The 14,755-nt window shown below is 65.8% G+C and carries 11 protein-coding genes; all 11 read left to right on the top strand.

All coding sequences use genetic code 11. The annotated features are described in order from the left end of the window. Positions 1 to 187 precede the first annotated feature (187 nt). The 11 genes from IB256_RS19370 (at position 188) to IB256_RS19420 (ending at position 14,752) form a co-directional block, all read left to right on the top strand. Entirely contained in the window at positions 188 to 1,444 is a 1,257-nt protein-coding gene (locus IB256_RS19370; RefSeq protein WP_045209553.1) for an ATP-binding protein, read from the top strand. Positions 1,445 to 1,468: 24 nt separating this feature from the next. Beyond that, positions 1,469 to 2,029, top strand: coding sequence for a response regulator transcription factor (locus tag IB256_RS19375; RefSeq protein WP_081517431.1), 561 nt, complete (start codon positions 1,469 to 1,471; stop codon positions 2,027 to 2,029). Between the two features lie 67 nt (positions 2,030 to 2,096). Beyond that, complete coding sequence (locus IB256_RS19380; RefSeq protein ID WP_192403726.1) at positions 2,097 to 3,830, top strand: ABC transporter ATP-binding protein/permease; 1,734 nt, start codon at positions 2,097 to 2,099, stop codon at positions 3,828 to 3,830. A gap of 191 nt (positions 3,831 to 4,021) precedes the next feature. Then, positions 4,022 to 4,990 carry a M23 family metallopeptidase gene (locus tag IB256_RS19385; protein ID WP_192290059.1) on the top strand — a complete coding sequence of 323 codons (969 nt, stop codon included), beginning with the start codon at positions 4,022 to 4,024 and terminating at the stop codon, positions 4,988 to 4,990. Further along, a complete protein-coding gene (locus IB256_RS19390; protein ID WP_225601846.1) occupies positions 4,971 to 5,336 on the top strand; it encodes a hypothetical protein in 366 nt (121 codons plus the stop codon). Before IB256_RS19385 ends, IB256_RS19390 begins: the two co-directional genes overlap by 20 nt. A gap of 18 nt (positions 5,337 to 5,354) precedes the next feature. Further along, a complete protein-coding gene (locus IB256_RS19395; protein WP_192290057.1) occupies positions 5,355 to 5,789 on the top strand; it encodes a bactofilin family protein in 435 nt (144 codons plus the stop codon). A gap of 69 nt (positions 5,790 to 5,858) precedes the next feature. After that, complete coding sequence (locus IB256_RS19400) at positions 5,859 to 6,800, top strand: AEC family transporter (RefSeq protein ID WP_192290055.1); 942 nt, start codon at positions 5,859 to 5,861, stop codon at positions 6,798 to 6,800. A gap of 188 nt (positions 6,801 to 6,988) precedes the next feature. Further along, positions 6,989 to 7,783, top strand: a complete 795-nt coding sequence (locus IB256_RS19405) for a YfaP family protein (protein WP_225601869.1) — start codon at positions 6,989 to 6,991, stop codon at positions 7,781 to 7,783. 38 nt (positions 7,784 to 7,821) lie between these two features. Further along, complete coding sequence (locus tag IB256_RS19410; RefSeq protein ID WP_192403728.1) at positions 7,822 to 9,573, top strand: DUF2138 domain-containing protein; 1,752 nt, start codon at positions 7,822 to 7,824, stop codon at positions 9,571 to 9,573. Between the two features lie 14 nt (positions 9,574 to 9,587). Beyond that, complete coding sequence (locus tag IB256_RS19415) at positions 9,588 to 10,202, top strand: DUF1175 domain-containing protein (RefSeq protein WP_225594755.1); 615 nt, start codon at positions 9,588 to 9,590, stop codon at positions 10,200 to 10,202. Then, the gene (locus IB256_RS19420; protein WP_192403730.1) at positions 10,199 to 14,752 is read left to right on the top strand and encodes an alpha-2-macroglobulin family protein; all 4,554 of its coding nucleotides are present in this window, start codon (positions 10,199 to 10,201) and stop codon (positions 14,750 to 14,752) included. Before IB256_RS19415 ends, IB256_RS19420 begins: the two co-directional genes overlap by 4 nt. Positions 14,753 to 14,755 lie beyond the last annotated feature (3 nt).

The following is a 14,755-nucleotide window of genomic DNA, read 5'->3' on the forward strand; positions in this document are numbered from 1 at the left end:
AGAGGCAGTGGCGAGAACTGTCAGACCCTTTGACGAGGAAGGGTTCGGATTCGGGTTAATGACCGATGTCACCAATTGTTTCGGGCTGGGGCGGCCGTCACAGGGCGCGCTGGAGTATGCTGTGGCGCTATGCCGCATTAAGGGGAGGGGGCTCTTGGCTATACTCGCGCAAATTCCGGAATTCACCATGCGCCCACCGGTTTTCCAGCTGTCCGCCAGTCGTCAGAACCTTCTGCATCTGACGCTCATCCGTATTCTCGTCCTTGCCGCCCAGGCCGGTTCCGTCGGGCTCGCCTACAAGGCCCAGCTGATCCAGCTGCCCTGGCTGGCGCTCGGCGTGACCATCGGCGTCTCCCTCGTGCTGTGCCTGGGTACTGCGCTGCGCCTGCGCGGTCCGTGGCCGGTCACCGAGCTCGAGTACGCCGTCCAGCTCGCCTGCGACCTGGTCATCCACAGCGTGCTGCTCTATTACTCGGGCGGTTCGAGCAACCCCTTCGTCTCCTATTACCTGGTGCCGCTGACCATCGCCGCAGCGACCTTGCCGTGGCTGTACACCATCGCCCTGGCCGGCCTTGCGCTGGCCAGCTACACGGTGCTGCTGGTGTGGTTCCACCCGCTGGAGATGGCTGCCGGGCAGCGCGACAACCTGCTGATCTACGGCATGTGGCTGAGCTTCGCACTGGCCGCCGCGCTGATTACCTTCTTCGTCGCCCGCATGTCCGAGTCGCTACGCCGGCAGGAGCAACTGCAGGCGCAACGCCGCGAGGAAGGCATGCGCGACCAGCAGCTGCTGGCCGTTGCCACCCAGGCCGCCGGCGCTGCCCATGAGCTGGGCACGCCGCTGGCGACCATGAGCGTATTGCTCAAGGAGTTGCGCCAGACCAATGCGGACCAGCCGATGTTGCAGGAAGATCTCGCCCTGCTGCAGGAGCAGGTCAAGCTCTGCAAGACCACTCTTCAGCACCTGGTACGCGCCGCCGAGGCGGATCGTCGCCAGGCGGTGGAAGAGCAGGGCGCCAACGAATGGGTCGAGTCGGTGCTGCGTCGCTGGCACCTGATGCGCCCCGAGGCGAGCTATCGCTACCAGACGCTGGGCAAGGGCAAAGCGCCGCGGATGACGCCGCCGACCGACTTGAGTCAGGCGCTGCTGAATCTTCTGAATAATGCGACGGACGCCTGTCCGGACGATCTGGACATCCGCCTGGACTGGGATGCCGGAGAAATCTGCCTGAGCATCCGCGACCAGGGCCCGGGCGTGCCGCTGGCCATTGCCGAACAGCTCGGCAAGCCGTTCTTCACCACCAAGGGCAAGGGCTTTGGCCTGGGGTTGTTCCTCAGTCAGGCCAGCGTGACCCGCGCGGGTGGAACGGTGAAGTTGTATAACCATGAAGATGGCGGCACTCTGACCGAGTTGCGTCTGCCCAGAAGCTATGGCGTGGCCTGAGAGCCGCGCCCGCGAGGAAGTACCATGAGCGAAGAGATCCTGTTCGAAGGCGAAGAGCAGCCCCACCTGCTGCTGGTGGACGACGATGCCACCTTTACCCGCGTCATGGCCCGCGCCATGACCCGTCGCGGGTTGCGGGTGTCGGTCGCCGGCTCCGCCGAGGAAGGCCTGGCCATGGCCAAGGAAGATCTGCCCGACTACGCCGTGCTGGACCTGAAGATGGACGGCGACTCCGGCCTGGTGCTGCTGCCCAAGCTGCTCGAGCTCGATGCCGAGATGCGCGTGGTGATCCTCACCGGCTATTCCAGCATCGCCACCGCGGTGGAGGCCATCAAGCGCGGCGCCACCAACTACCTGTGCAAGCCGGCCGATGCCGACGACGTACTCACCGCGCTGTTGTCGCAACATGCCGACCTGGAATCCCTGGTGCCGGAAAACCCCATGTCGGTCGACCGCCTGCAGTGGGAACATATCCAGCGCGTGCTTGCCGAACATGACGGCAACATCTCCGCGACCGCCCGAGCGCTGGGTATGCACCGGCGCACATTGCAACGTAAGCTGCAGAAACGCCCGGTGAGGCGTTAAGCGATCAATAAGACAAAGGAGCGCCAATGAGCGCTCCTTTTTATTTCCAGCCGTGCGAGCCGACCCCATGACCGACAGCGCCGAATACCGGGCCGCGAACGACGCCGTTCGCAGCCGCTTCTTCCACCGAGTCTGGCAGCTCACCGCGCCCTACTGGCGCAGCGAAGAGAAGGGCATGGCCTGGCTGCTGCTGATCGTGGTGATCGCGCTGTCGCTGATCGGCGTGGCCCTCAGCGTCTGGCTCAACAGCTGGTACCGCGACTTCTACAACGCCCTGCAGAACAAGGACCTGAAGAGCTTCATCCACCTGATGCTGATGTTCTGCGGCATCGCCGCAGTGTTCATCCTCACGGCGGTGTACCGGCTGTATCTCACGCAGATGCTCACCATCCGCTGGCGCCGCTGGCTCACGGAGAAGCACTTCGCCGCCTGGCTGGGCGACAAGAACTACTACCGCCTGGAGCAGCGCGGGCACACCGACAACCCCGACCAGCGTCTTTCCGAAGATCTCAACAGCTTCACCGACACCACCCTGACCCTTGGTCTGGGGCTGATCCGCAACATCGTCAGCCTGGTGTCCTTCTCGGTCATTCTCTGGGGCGTGTCCGGCAGCATCGAACTCTTCGGCATCAACATCCCCGGTTACATGTTCTGGGCGGCCCTGCTCTACGCTGCGGTCGGCAGCTGGCTGACCCACCTCATCGCACGCCGCCTGATCGGCCTGAACAATCGCCAGCAACGCTACGAGGCGGATCTGCGTTTCGGCCTGGTGCGGGTGCGCGAGAACGCCGAGAGCATCGCCCTGTACAACGGCGAGGCCAACGAAAGCAACCGGTTGATGGGGCGCTTCCGCAATGTCTGGGGCAACTTCTGGGAGCTGATGAAGGTGCAGAAACGCCTGACCTTCTTCAGCTCCGGTTATGCCCAGATCGCCACCGTGTTCCCCTTCATCGTCGCCGCACCGCGCTATTTCTCCGGGCAGATCCAGCTGGGCGAACTCATGCAGATCAACTCCGCCTTCGGCAACGTGCAGGACGGCCTGAGCTGGTTCATCGACGCTTATGCCAGCCTCGCCAGCTGGCGCGCCACCTGCGACCGTCTGCTGAGCTTCCGCGAGACCATGGACGAGACGGCACACGAGTCTGCCAACATCGACGTGCGCAAGACCGGTGACAACCTGCAACTGCACAACCTCACCCTGAGCCTGGGCAACAGCCGCGAACTGCTGCAGCCCACCAGTCTGGAGCTGAACCCCGGCGAGCACGTGCTGATCGGCGGCCCTTCCGGAGGCGGCAAAAGCACCCTGTTGCGCGCCATGAGTGGCCTGTGGCGCTACGGCAGCGGCGTGGTGCAGATGCCCGACGCACGCAGCCTGTTCGTCCCGCAGAAACCCTACCTGCCCATCGGCACTCTGGCCGAGGCGCTCTGTTATCCGGAGTCAGGTGATCGCCATGCCCCCGAGCAGTTGAAGCAGGTGCTGCACCTGTGCCGCCTGGATTCTCTGGTGCCGCGTCTGGAGGACGCCGATCACTGGCAGCGCGTGCTCTCCCCGGGCGAGCAGCAGCGCCTGGCCATCGCCCGCGCGCTGCTCTATGCACCGCAGTGGCTGTTCCTCGACGAAGCCACCTCCGCGCTGGATGAAACCGACGAGGCCGCGCTCTATCAGGTGCTGCTTGACCAATTGCCGGACGTGACCCTGGTCAGCATTGGTCACCGGGTCAGCCTGAAGCGCTTCCACCCGCGCCAACTGCGTCTGGAAGAGCATCGTTTGCAGGAGATCGAGTCCGTTTTGCCGGCGTAGTGGCAGTTTGATTCACTGGATTAATGTGATCGTGTTAGTGGGAAACATCTGAAAGTCTTCTCAGACGGGATGATTTCTTCTTATTTATTTACATTTTTCAGTGTTTAGCCGCTGCGAAGTTTTCAAGAACAGGTACCCTGTGCACCCCCGGCGGCCATCCGCCGGGCCGAATGCATTCCAACGGTACCGCCATGAAATCCCTTTCCCCCTCACGGCAAGCCCTGACCCGCTCGGACCTGCGCCTGGTCGACACGCGCCGGTATGTGCTGGGCGCCGCCTGTCTATCGCTGGTCCTCGCCACGGTCGCCTTCGCTGGCGGGCTGTGGCTCGGGCGGGGCCAGACCGAGCCGGTGATGGTGCCGGTGGCGCAGGCCGACGAAGCGCCGGATGAGTCCGGCGAGCGTTTTGCCGCCGAGCGCATCGGCGAGCTGACCGGCCGCCTGCAGGTCCTGGAAAAGGATGCGGACTACCTGCTCAAGGCTGTCGACAGCCATGAGGAAATCGCCCGCAAGCTGTCCAGGGTCGACCCCGAGCTGGTGCCCACCCCCAAGAGCAAGTCAGGTTCCACCCGCAACGAAGGTGGCATCCTGCTGCCGCCTCGGGCCTGCGTCGACCCGCTGCCCGCATCGGCCGCCGACCTCGAGCGCAACGAGCAATCGGCCAAGTGCCTGCGCCGGGTCTTCGACCTGCTGATGGATCAGGTGGCCCGGCGCAACGCCGATTTCATGGCCATTCCCGCGCGCCGCCCGATGGAGCAGGCGCGCCTGGGTTCGCCCTTCGGCAATCGCGTCGATCCGTTCAACCGCCACTTGGCGTTCCATTCCGGCCAGGACTTCTCGGCGCCCATCGGCAGCCCCATCCATGCCGCCGCCGGTGGCCGGGTGATCGTTTCCGGCCGCCACGCATCCTATGGCAATCGCGTGGAGATCGACCATGGCAATGGCCTGGTGACCCGCTATGCCCACGCTTCCAAGCTGTTGGTGAAGGTCGGCGACGTCGTTCTGCCAGGCCAGGAAATCGCCAAAGTCGGCTCCACAGGGCGTTCCACCGGCCCGCACCTGCACTTCGAAGTGCTCTACCACGGCGAATTCGTCGACCCGCAGAACTTCCTTTCCCTGGGCGGCATGGAGATCGACAGCGATGGCCTGGCCACGGACTAAACGGCCTTCCACTCGCCAGCTGCTGCGCGCCGAGCACCGCCCCCACGTTCCCCGTGGCTTCGCCTGGCTGGGCTGGACGGCGTTGGTGCTAATCGTGCTGGCAGCCCTCGCACTGGGTGGCTGGCAACTGCGTGCCCGTGACGACGGCCAGGTACGCGAGCGCATCGATACGCTCGAAACGCAGAACGCCGAGCTGACGCAGGCGCTGGATGAAAAGCGCCTGCAAGCCGAAGAGGAGCGCGCCAACCGCGAGCAGTTGATGCTGCGGATCGACGCGATGTCCGCCGAAATCAAGAAACTCAAGACCGAGCTGGCCTTCTTCCGCCAGCAGAAACCTGGCAAGTAGTACGCGCGAGGAATTGCGATGTTCAGCAACAGCAAGAAGAAGGGCCCGCAGGTGTCGGTGGACAAGTTCTCCAGCCTGCTTTCGGGCAATGTCGATCTGGTCGGCGACATGCAGTTCCAGGACGGCCTGAAGATCCTCGGCACGGTGAAGGGCAACGTCTGCCACAAGCCCGGCGCAGCCAGCCTGCTGGCGCTCAGTGCGGAAGGGCGGATCGAAGGCAACGTCAGCAGCTACGACGCGCTGATCGACGGCACCATCATCGGCGACCTCTATGTCGAGCACCTGCTGGAACTGCACTCCAACGCGCGGGTGGTCGGTAACATCCAGTACCGTCAGCTGAGCATGGAAAACGGCGCCACCGTGGACGGCAAGCTGACCCGCCTGGCCGACGGCGAATCTCCCAGGCCGCTGGAACTGCCGGCTCCGGTGCGCGAAGAGGAAGCCGAAGCCTGATTTGCCCCGGCGCGGTGGGTACTTAGCTTGCTATGATTGTCGCCCCCACCGCCCAGACCCTCCCGCCCCATGCTCGCACTTCTGCTCCAGACCTTCAGCATCACCGCCCCGGTCTTCGCCATGCTGTTCCTCGGAGTGCTGCTGCGCCGCGTGGGGGCGATCAACCCGGAATTCATCCAGACGGCGTCGGCGCTGGTGTTCAACGCCACCATGCCGGCGATGCTGTTCCTCGGCATCTACCACTCCGACCTGCACAGTGCGGCGCGCCCGGAAGTGCTGCTGTACTTCTGCGCGGCGACCCTGGTGGGCTTCTTGCTGGCCTGGGGCTGGGCGGCCTGGCGGGTGCCGCGCGAGGAGCGCGGCGTCTATGTGCAGGGCTCGTTCCGGGGCAACAACGGCATCATCGGTCTGGCGCTGGCCACCAGCCTCTATGGCGACCACGGCCTGGCGCTGGGCTCGGTCCTCGCTGCGCTGGTGATCCTCTGCTACAACACGCTGTCCTCGGTGGTGCTGGCGATCTACAGCCCGAGCATGAAGTCCGACCCGCTGAGCATCGCCCGCAATGTCATCTGCAATCCGCTGATCATCAGCGTATTGGCGGCGCTGCCGTTCTCCTGGTTCGGTATCGGCCTGCCGAAGTGGCTGCTGACCTCCGCTGACTACTTCGCCCAGATGACCCTGCCGCTGGCGCTGGTGTGTATCGGCGGCACCCTGTCGCTGGCCTCGTTGCGCGAAAGCGGCGGGCTGGCGATCAGCGCGAGCCTGATGAAGATGGTCTGGCTGCCGCTGATCTGCACCTCCGTCGCCTGGGCATTGGGCTTCCGCGGCGCCGAACTGGGCGTGCTGTTCCTCTATTTCGCCAGCCCCACGGCAGCGGCCAGCTATGTCATGGCCCGTGCGGCCAACGGCAACCACGAACTGGCGGCGTCGATCATCGTCATCACTACCCTGGTGGCGGCGCTGACGACCAACATCGGCATCTTCGTCCTGCAGTGGGGCGGCTGGATGTGACTCGGGGGAAGTCGAGATTCTTCCAATGGGTGTTGCGCAAAAGGCTATTCAGTTTGTAGGAAATTTCCGAAAGATCGCCCTGAGTCGCAACGCCGCGCGAACGCCGTTCCGCGCGTCGACAAGACCGGTTACATTTGGCTCCCCCCGCTATGCACGATCAAGGAATGTTCATGCAGCTCACGCGTCGGATGGTTCGTGCCGTCTTTTTTCTGTCAGCCAGTCTCCTGGCTGCGACGGTCGCTGCCGAGCCGGGTGCGGACCTCTCCAGCCCTGCCGCCGGCTGGCGCTATTCGGGCCTGACCGATGATCCCAGCGTGCCCCGTGTGGCCTATCCCACGCCGCCCATCGACCGGGGCGGTTCCCGTGGCCGCAGCCTGATCGAAGGCCATCTGCGCGAAGTGGCCGGTGTCGACCGCGCCCAGCGCCTGGTGGTCAACGGCAACCCGCTCCCTCTCTATACCGACGGCGAAGGCAAGTTCGTCCGTCCGTACAACTTCGGCGCCGGCAGCAACAGCGTCGAGGTGGCCAGCGCCGAGGGCAAATCCCTCAAGCGCATCCAGTTCTACGAAGCCAACAACCACCGGGTCGCGCCGCGCCTGCGCCTGGCGCTGGGCTGGAACGACCCCAAGGCCGAGCTCGACCTGCATATCGTCACGCCCGACGGCCAGCATGCCTTCTGGGCGCGGCCGCGCCTGAGCAACGGCGGCGGCCTCGACCCCGATGGCGTCGACGGTCCCGGCCCGGAAATGTTCACCATGGCCGCGCCGTTGCACGGTACCTACCTGGTCTACGTGAACTACTGGGGCAACTACAACGCCAGCCAGGGTTACAACTTCCAGGAGGGTAACCACGAGCAGGACGTGATCACCGCCGAGATCAACCTGGTGTTCAACGAAAATACCGTCAACGAGAAGCGCGAGACCTTCGTGGTGCCGATGCGCACCATCGGTGATCTGGTGCTGGTGAAGACCTTCAACTACTGAATTCGCCCCTCGCAGGGATGACACGGGACAAGCGATCCATGAGCGACAATACGCCCTCCAGCAGCCCAGACAGCACCCCCACGCCGACCCCGGCCCAGGCCCCTGGCCGTGGTCCGCTGATCGCCATCGGCGCGCTCGCCGCCGCGCTGGTCGCCGGCGGCCTGGCCCTGGCCTTCGGCCTGATCCCGGCCTTCCACTCGGCGCCGGTGGGCACCCTGGAAGCACCGGAAAGCCCCGAAGTGGTCCGAGACCTCAAGCGCCCCGACGCGCTGATCGAGAGTGCCTCCCTCAGCCAGTTGCCCAAGGCCGTGCTGGAAGTGCCGCTGCTGCGCGACGTGCTCACCGAAGACTTCGTCTTCTACTACGAGAACAACGCCGACCGCCTGGGCCTGACCGGTACCCTGCGGCGCATCGTCTACGAACACGACCTGACCCTGAAGGACAGCGTGATCGAGGAACTGCTCGACCAGCCGGCCCAGGTCGCCTTGTGGCGCGGTGCCGATGGCCGTCTGCGCGACTTCATGGTGGTGCTCAAGCGCGGCGGCCTGGCCAGGGTGCTGGAGCCGCTGGCCAGGATAGCGGCCGATGACAGCCAGCTGAAGAAGGTCGCGGAAATCCAGGTGAAGGGCAGCGCCACGCCGGTCTACAGCCTGCGCTATGGCGCCGAGAAGACCCTGCTGTTCGTCTCCCGTGGCGAGCAGATGCTGGTTCTGTCGAACCCGAAAATGCTCTTCCCCAACCCGGATTACGACAACCTGGGCGAGCCCGATGCCGCCGTCGCCAAGGACCTGGGCACCGCGCTGGAAGGCGAGCCGCTGTTCGCCAAGGACTTCGCCCTGGAGCCGCGCGGCGAGCTGAAACAGCGCATCACCCTGGGTGCAGGCGTCATCGCCATGGGCTACCAGCGCCTTATCCCGACCTTCTCCGGCGTGCGCTTCGAGCAGGGCAAGGACGGCTGGCACAGCTACCTGGCACTCAATGAAGTCGCCCGCCAGCCGGACCTGGACTTCACCCCTGTCTGGCAGGCCATGCCCATGGGCGCCAGCGCCTGCGTCGCGCTGCCGGTCACGCCGGGCCTGTACGACAACATGCTGGTGAAGCTGGGCGCCGAGCAGAAGATGGCCGCAGCCTTCTCCGAGCACCTCTCCGGCGCTGCCGGCCTGTGCTGGTACCCGGATTCGCGCCTGCACTCACCGCTGCTCGCGGTGAAGCTCGACGCGCCCGCCAGCCCTGAGCTGGACGAGCAACTGGGCAAGCTGTTCGGCAGCATGATCGGCGCCTACGAGGCCAATGTGGAAGCCGGCGCCTTCGAGGTTGAAAGCCGTGCCGAGGGCGAAGGTCGCCTGTGGCAGCGTCAGGTCAGCTCACGCTTCGGCCAGTACCCGGCCAGTGAGGCGGAGAATCCCGATCAGGTCAGTGGCAACGGCTTCTTCCGCGTCAGCCTGCTGCGCGATGGCAATACCCTGCTGTTCTCCATCGACGACAAGCTGCTCGACAAGGCCCGCAACACCCTGGCCAAGCGCTATCCGCCGCTGGCCGACGTGCTGCCCAAGGACGCCCTGGTGCCCGCGTACCTGGCGCCCAAGACGCTGTCCGCACTGCTCCAGCGCGAGACCCTGGACAGCCTGCCGCAGGACATCGAGCCGGTATTCCGCAACGCCGCCGACACGCTGCTCCTGCCGCGCCTGAAGACTCTCGCCGGCAACGGCTCCTACGCCCTGACCCTGCCGGCTGGCAGCGAGCCCAGCGGTGAGTGGGAGTGGTTGCCGCTGGAATGGAAGGCACTGTGATCCGCAAACCCCTCATGCTGCTGGCCAGTCTGCTTGTCGCCACGCTGGCGCACGCAACGGAGCCGGCGCTGGATGCGCAGCAGACCCAGGTGTTCCGCGCCTGGTTCGTGCGCATCGCCGAGGAGCAGCTGCGCCGCGGGCCGAACCCGCGCTGGTACCAGCAGGACTGCGCGGGTCTCGTGCGCTTCGCCGCCAACGAGGCGCTGAAGGTGCACGACGCCAAGTGGCTGCGCGCCAACGGCATGTCCAACCGCTACCTGCCGCCGGAGCTGGAGCTGTCCGACGCGCAGCGCAATCTCGCGCAGACCTGGCAGCAGGGCGGCGGCAAGACCGGCCCCTACGTCAACGCGATCAAACTCATTCAATACAACAGCCAGCTCGTTGGCCGCGACCTCAACCAGGCGCGCCCCGGCGACCTGATGTTCTTCGACCAGGGCGATGACCAGCATCTGATGATCTGGATGGGCCGCGACATCGCTTATCACACCGGCACTCGTACGGCGACCGATAACGGCATGCGCTCGGTCAGCCTGCAACAACTCATGACATGGAAGGACACCCGATGGATACCCGACGAATCCAATCCCAACTTTATCGGCGTCTATCGCTTGTCCTTCCTGACCCGATGAACGCGCTGCGCGGCATTGCCGCTGCCCTGGTGTGCGCCGGCCTGTTCGCCGCCGCGCCCACGATCGTGCAGGCGGACGACGACGTTCCGGCGAGCGGCTACACGCCCATGGCCGGCGAGTCGTTCTTTCTGCTCGCCGACACCAGCTTCGCTTCCGACGAGGTGGCCAAGGTGCGCCTGGAGGCGCCCGGTCGCGACTACCGCCGCTATCGCATGGAGCCCTACGGTGGCGCGGACATCCGCGTCTACCGCATCGACCAGCCGCTGGACTTCCTCAAGCGTCAGAAGAACCTGCACCGCGTGCTGTCCGAGGGGCAGTTCAAGGGCGAGGGCCTGTCCAACACCCTGGCTTACCTGTGGGACAACTGGTACCGCAAGTCGCGTCGGGTGATGCAGCGGACCTTCTCCTACGAGTCGCGCCAGCAGGTCACCGAGGTGGTGCCCGAGCTGAAGATGGGCAATGCCATGCGCGCGCCGACGCCTTATGACGCGCAGCCGCAGTACGCGCCGATTCCCGGCCTGCCGATGGTCAGTCAGTTCCGCTATCCATTGTGGGACGCCAAGCCGATCCAGCCGCCGAAGGAAGTCAGCCTCGCCGGTTCTTCCAGCGAGTTCATCAACGTCGCACCGGGCAACGTCTACGTGCCGCTGGGCAAGCTCAAGCCCGGCCTGTACCTGGTGGAAGCACTGGTCGGCAAGTACCGTGCGACCACGGTGGTGTTCGTCTCCAACAGCGTTGCGGTGAGCAAGATCGCCGGCAATGAGCTACTGGTGTGGACCGCACGCAAGCATGAAGGCACCCCGGTCGGTGGCGCCAAGGTGCTGTGGACCGATGGCCTGGGTGTGATGAGCAGCGGCAGCAGCGATGCCGACGGCCTGCTGCGCCTGCAGCACGTCAGTCCCGAGCGCTCCTTCGTGATCGGCGAGGACGAGGAGGGCGGCGTCTTCGTCTCCGAGAACTTCTATTACGACAGCGAAATCTACGACACCAAGCTCTACGCCTTCACCGACCGCCCGCTGTACCGTCCGGGCGACTGGGTGTCGCTGAAGATCGTCGGCCGCGAGTTCAAGAACTCCCGTGAATCGCAGTCGCCGCAGAGCGCGCCGCTGCGCCTGTCGGTGATCGATGCCGCCGGCACCACGCTGCAGACCCTCGACCTCAAGTACGACGCCAGGAGCGGCACCAACGGCCGCTTCCAGCTGCCGGCCAACGCCGTCGCCGGCGGCTACGAGCTGCGCTTCGACTACCGCGACCAGACCTACAGCAGCGCCTTCCGCGTCGCCGAGTACATCAAGCCGCATTTCGAGATTTCCCTCGACCTGGCCAAGCCGGACTTCAAGACCGGCGAGCCGGTGAAGGGCAACCTGATCCTGCTCTACCCGGACGGCAAGCCGGTGGCCAATGCCCGCCTGGAGCTGAGCCTGCGCGCGCAGCAGCTGTCCATGGTGGACAACGAACTGCAGTACCTCGGCCAGTTCCCCGTGGAGCTGACCAGCGCACAGATCACCACCGACGCCCAGGGCCGCGCCGCGCTGGACCTGCCGGCGGCGGAGAAGCCCAGCCGCTACATGCTCACCGTGTTCGCCAGTGATGGCGCCGCGTACCGGGTGAAAACCAGCAAGGAAATCCTCATCGAACGTGGCGCCGCGCGTTACCGCGTGAGCGCGCCGCAGCGCTTCAGCGCCGCCGGTGACAAGGTCGAGTTCAGCTACGCCGCCGAACAGCAAACCCAGATCCAGCCCACCGCCTACCGCTGGCTACGTCTGGAAGACCGCAGCAGCGGCGACGGCGCAGTCGAAGGCGGCAAGTTCGCCATTACCTTCGACAAGCCCGGCACCTACAGCGTCGAGCTGCGCGACAAGGCCGGTCAACTGCTCGGCGGAACCGGCCACTCGGTCAGCGGCGATGGCGTAAAGGCTGTCCCGGGCACCGTGGAAATCGTCCTCGACAAGGCCGAGTACCAGGCCGGTGAAGAAGCGCTGGCGCTGATCACCTTCCCCGAACCCGTGGATGACGCGCTGTTGTCGCTGGAGCGCGACAAGGTCGAGGCCACCGCGCTGCTGTCCAAGGGCGGCGACTGGCTGAAGCTGGAAAAGCTCAACCCGACCCAGTACCGCGCCCGCATTCCGGTGACGGCCGAGTTCTCGCCGAACCTCACCTTCTCCGTGCTCTACACCCGCAGCGGCGACTACAGCTTCCAGAACGCCGGCATCAAGGTCGCCGTGCCGCAGGTGGAGATCGCCGTCAGCACCGACAAGGAACGCTACGAGCCGGGCGAGACGGTCACCGTCAACCTCGACACCGCCTACGCCGGCAAGCCTGTCTCCAGTCACCTCACCGTGAGTGTGGTGGACGAGATGATCTACGCACTGCAGCCGGAGATCGCTCCGGGTATCGACCAGTTCTTCTACCACCCGCGCCGCAACAACGTGCGCACCAGTGCCAGCCTTGCGTTCATCAGCTACGACGTGGCACTGCCCGGCACGCCCAGCGCGCCCGGTCGCGCCAACCGTAGCGAGCGTGGCGTGAAGGTGCTGGAGCGGCCGCGTCGCGAGGAAGTCGACACCGCCGCCTGGGAGCCGGAGCTGGTCACCGACGCCAACGGCAAGGCCCAGTTCAAGTTCCGCATGCCCGACTCCCTGACCCGCTGGCGTATCACCGCCCGCGCCATGGATGACCAGGGGCAGGTCGGCCAGAAGAAGCAGTTCATTCGCTCCGAGAAGCCGCTTTACCTGAAGTGGAGTGGCCCGAAACGCTTCCGCACGGGCGATGCGCCGGACCTGGGCCTGTTCGTCTTCAACCAGGGCGAGCAGGACACCCAGGCCGAGCTGCTGATCCGCGCCAATGGCGCGGAGAAGACCCAGGCGCTGGACCTCAAGCGTGGCGTCAACTACATCGCCCTGCCGCAACAGCCGCTCAGCGATGGCGACTGGAGCGTCGAACTGCGCCAGGACGGCCAGGTGCGCGATAGCCTCGGCGTGCACTTCAGCCTCGTGGCGGACAGCTGGCAGGTGCTGCAGTCCAGGCCGCTGCAGGTCAACGCGCAGAACACTCCGCTGCAGCTGCCGGCGGACGCCCGCGACGTCAGCCTACGCCTGGATGACAGCGCCCAGGCCCTGCTGCGCGGCAATCTCGACTCGCTGCTCGACTACCCCTGGGGTGGCGTCGAGCAGACCGCCAGCCAATTGCTGCCGCTGAGTGTGGCCTACCCGATGCTGGCCAACGGTGAGCCGCGCGTGCGCGACCGCCTGCGGCTGATCATGCAGACCAGCCGCCTGCGCTTGGTGCAGATGGCCGGCCCGGACGCCTACTTCACCTGGTGGGGCGGCGAAGACTACGACGCCTTCCTCACCGCCTATGCCTATTACGCCGACTGGCACGCCAGCCGCGCACTGGAAATCCAGCTGCCGCCGGACCACTGGCAGCGCGTACTGGAGCTGTACTCCGCACGCGCCAGCGCCACGCCGCTGCTGCAGCGCGCGCTGATCCTGGCCTTCGCCCGCGACATGAAGTTGCCGGTGCAGACCCTGGTCAGTGGCCTGCTCACTGACCTGGAGAACGCCGGCAACGGCGAGGCGGCGAAGTCGGTGAACGACTTCGACAGCGACGACAGCCTGGTCATGGGCCAGCCGGACTCCGAGCTGGGCCTGGCCGTGGCCCGCGTGCTGACGGCCAGCCTGGCCGAGCAGAACAAGGTTGCGCTGCCGTCCGGGTTCGCCAGGCAACTGGATGGCGCGCGCCTGAGGCTGAATACCAGCGACCAGCCGTTCGCCCGTGCCGTACAGCTCTACATCGGTACCGTCGATGCCAGCCGTGCCCGCGCCCTGCTGCAAAGCCTGGCGCCGCAGCAATCCACCGTCGAACGCGCCCTGGCACTGACCTGGATGCAGCGCGCCGTGGCCGATGCCCCGGCTGCCGAGCTGCCCAAGCCGGTCGCGGACTGGAAGGAAAGCCACAGCACCACCGGCGAAGCCTTCTGGCAATGGCAGGGCAAGGACGTGCCAGCGCAGCTGGACCTGAGCACCGCGCCTTCGCGTTCGCTCAACGCTTCCGTGACCTTCCGCAGCGCCGAAGCGCCGGCCAGCCAGCTGCCGGTGACCATCAAGCGCCGCCTGCTGCGCCTGGTGCCGGGCGAGGACGCCTTCGCCTTCAGCGCCGAGGAACTGGGTGACAAGCCGCTGTCCAGCGACGAGCTGTACCTGGACGAAGTGACCCTGACCACCGAGCAGGCGCAAGCCTTGCGCTACGGCATGCTGGAAGTGCCACTGCCGCCGGGCGCAGACGTCGAGCGCACCACCTGGGGCTTGCAGATCAGCGGCCTGGGCGGCGTCGAGGCGACCAGCCTGGAGCGCGCACGCAACGAGCCGGGTGACCTGTTCTACGGCGTGCCGGTGGACACCCTCGGCGGCGAACTGCGTTTCCGCCATCTGGTTCGTTTCTCGCAGAAGGGCGAGTTCGTCCTGCCGCCGGCTCGCTACCAGCGCCTCTATGCGCCGCAGGAGCAGGCGCTGGAGCAGCAGCCGGCCCTGGCGAAGATCAAGGTTCAGTAATCG

Source organism: Pseudomonas sp. PDM17 (assembly GCF_014851985.1).
Classification (GTDB): Bacteria; Pseudomonadota; Gammaproteobacteria; order Pseudomonadales; family Pseudomonadaceae; genus Pseudomonas.

Excerpts from the sequence above, each read along its gene's own strand:
- IB256_RS19370 (WP_045209553.1), top strand. The coding sequence starts at position 188 with ATGCGCCCACCGGTTTTCCAGCTGTCCGCCAGTCGTCAGAACCTTCTG.
- IB256_RS19375 (WP_081517431.1), top strand. The coding sequence starts at position 1,469 with ATGAGCGAAGAGATCCTGTTCGAAGGCGAAGAGCAGCCCCACCTGCTG.
- IB256_RS19380 (WP_192403726.1), top strand. The coding sequence starts at position 2,097 with ATGACCGACAGCGCCGAATACCGGGCCGCGAACGACGCCGTTCGCAGC.
- IB256_RS19385 (WP_192290059.1), top strand. The coding sequence starts at position 4,022 with ATGAAATCCCTTTCCCCCTCACGGCAAGCCCTGACCCGCTCGGACCTG.
- IB256_RS19390 (WP_225601846.1), top strand. The coding sequence starts at position 4,971 with ATGGCCTGGCCACGGACTAAACGGCCTTCCACTCGCCAGCTGCTGCGC.
- IB256_RS19395 (WP_192290057.1), top strand. The coding sequence starts at position 5,355 with ATGTTCAGCAACAGCAAGAAGAAGGGCCCGCAGGTGTCGGTGGACAAG.
- IB256_RS19400 (WP_192290055.1), top strand. The coding sequence starts at position 5,859 with ATGCTCGCACTTCTGCTCCAGACCTTCAGCATCACCGCCCCGGTCTTC.
- IB256_RS19405 (WP_225601869.1), top strand. The coding sequence starts at position 6,989 with ATGGTTCGTGCCGTCTTTTTTCTGTCAGCCAGTCTCCTGGCTGCGACG.
- IB256_RS19410 (WP_192403728.1), top strand. The coding sequence starts at position 7,822 with ATGAGCGACAATACGCCCTCCAGCAGCCCAGACAGCACCCCCACGCCG.
- IB256_RS19415 (WP_225594755.1), top strand. The coding sequence starts at position 9,588 with ATGCTGCTGGCCAGTCTGCTTGTCGCCACGCTGGCGCACGCAACGGAG.
- IB256_RS19420 (WP_192403730.1), top strand. The coding sequence starts at position 10,199 with ATGAACGCGCTGCGCGGCATTGCCGCTGCCCTGGTGTGCGCCGGCCTG.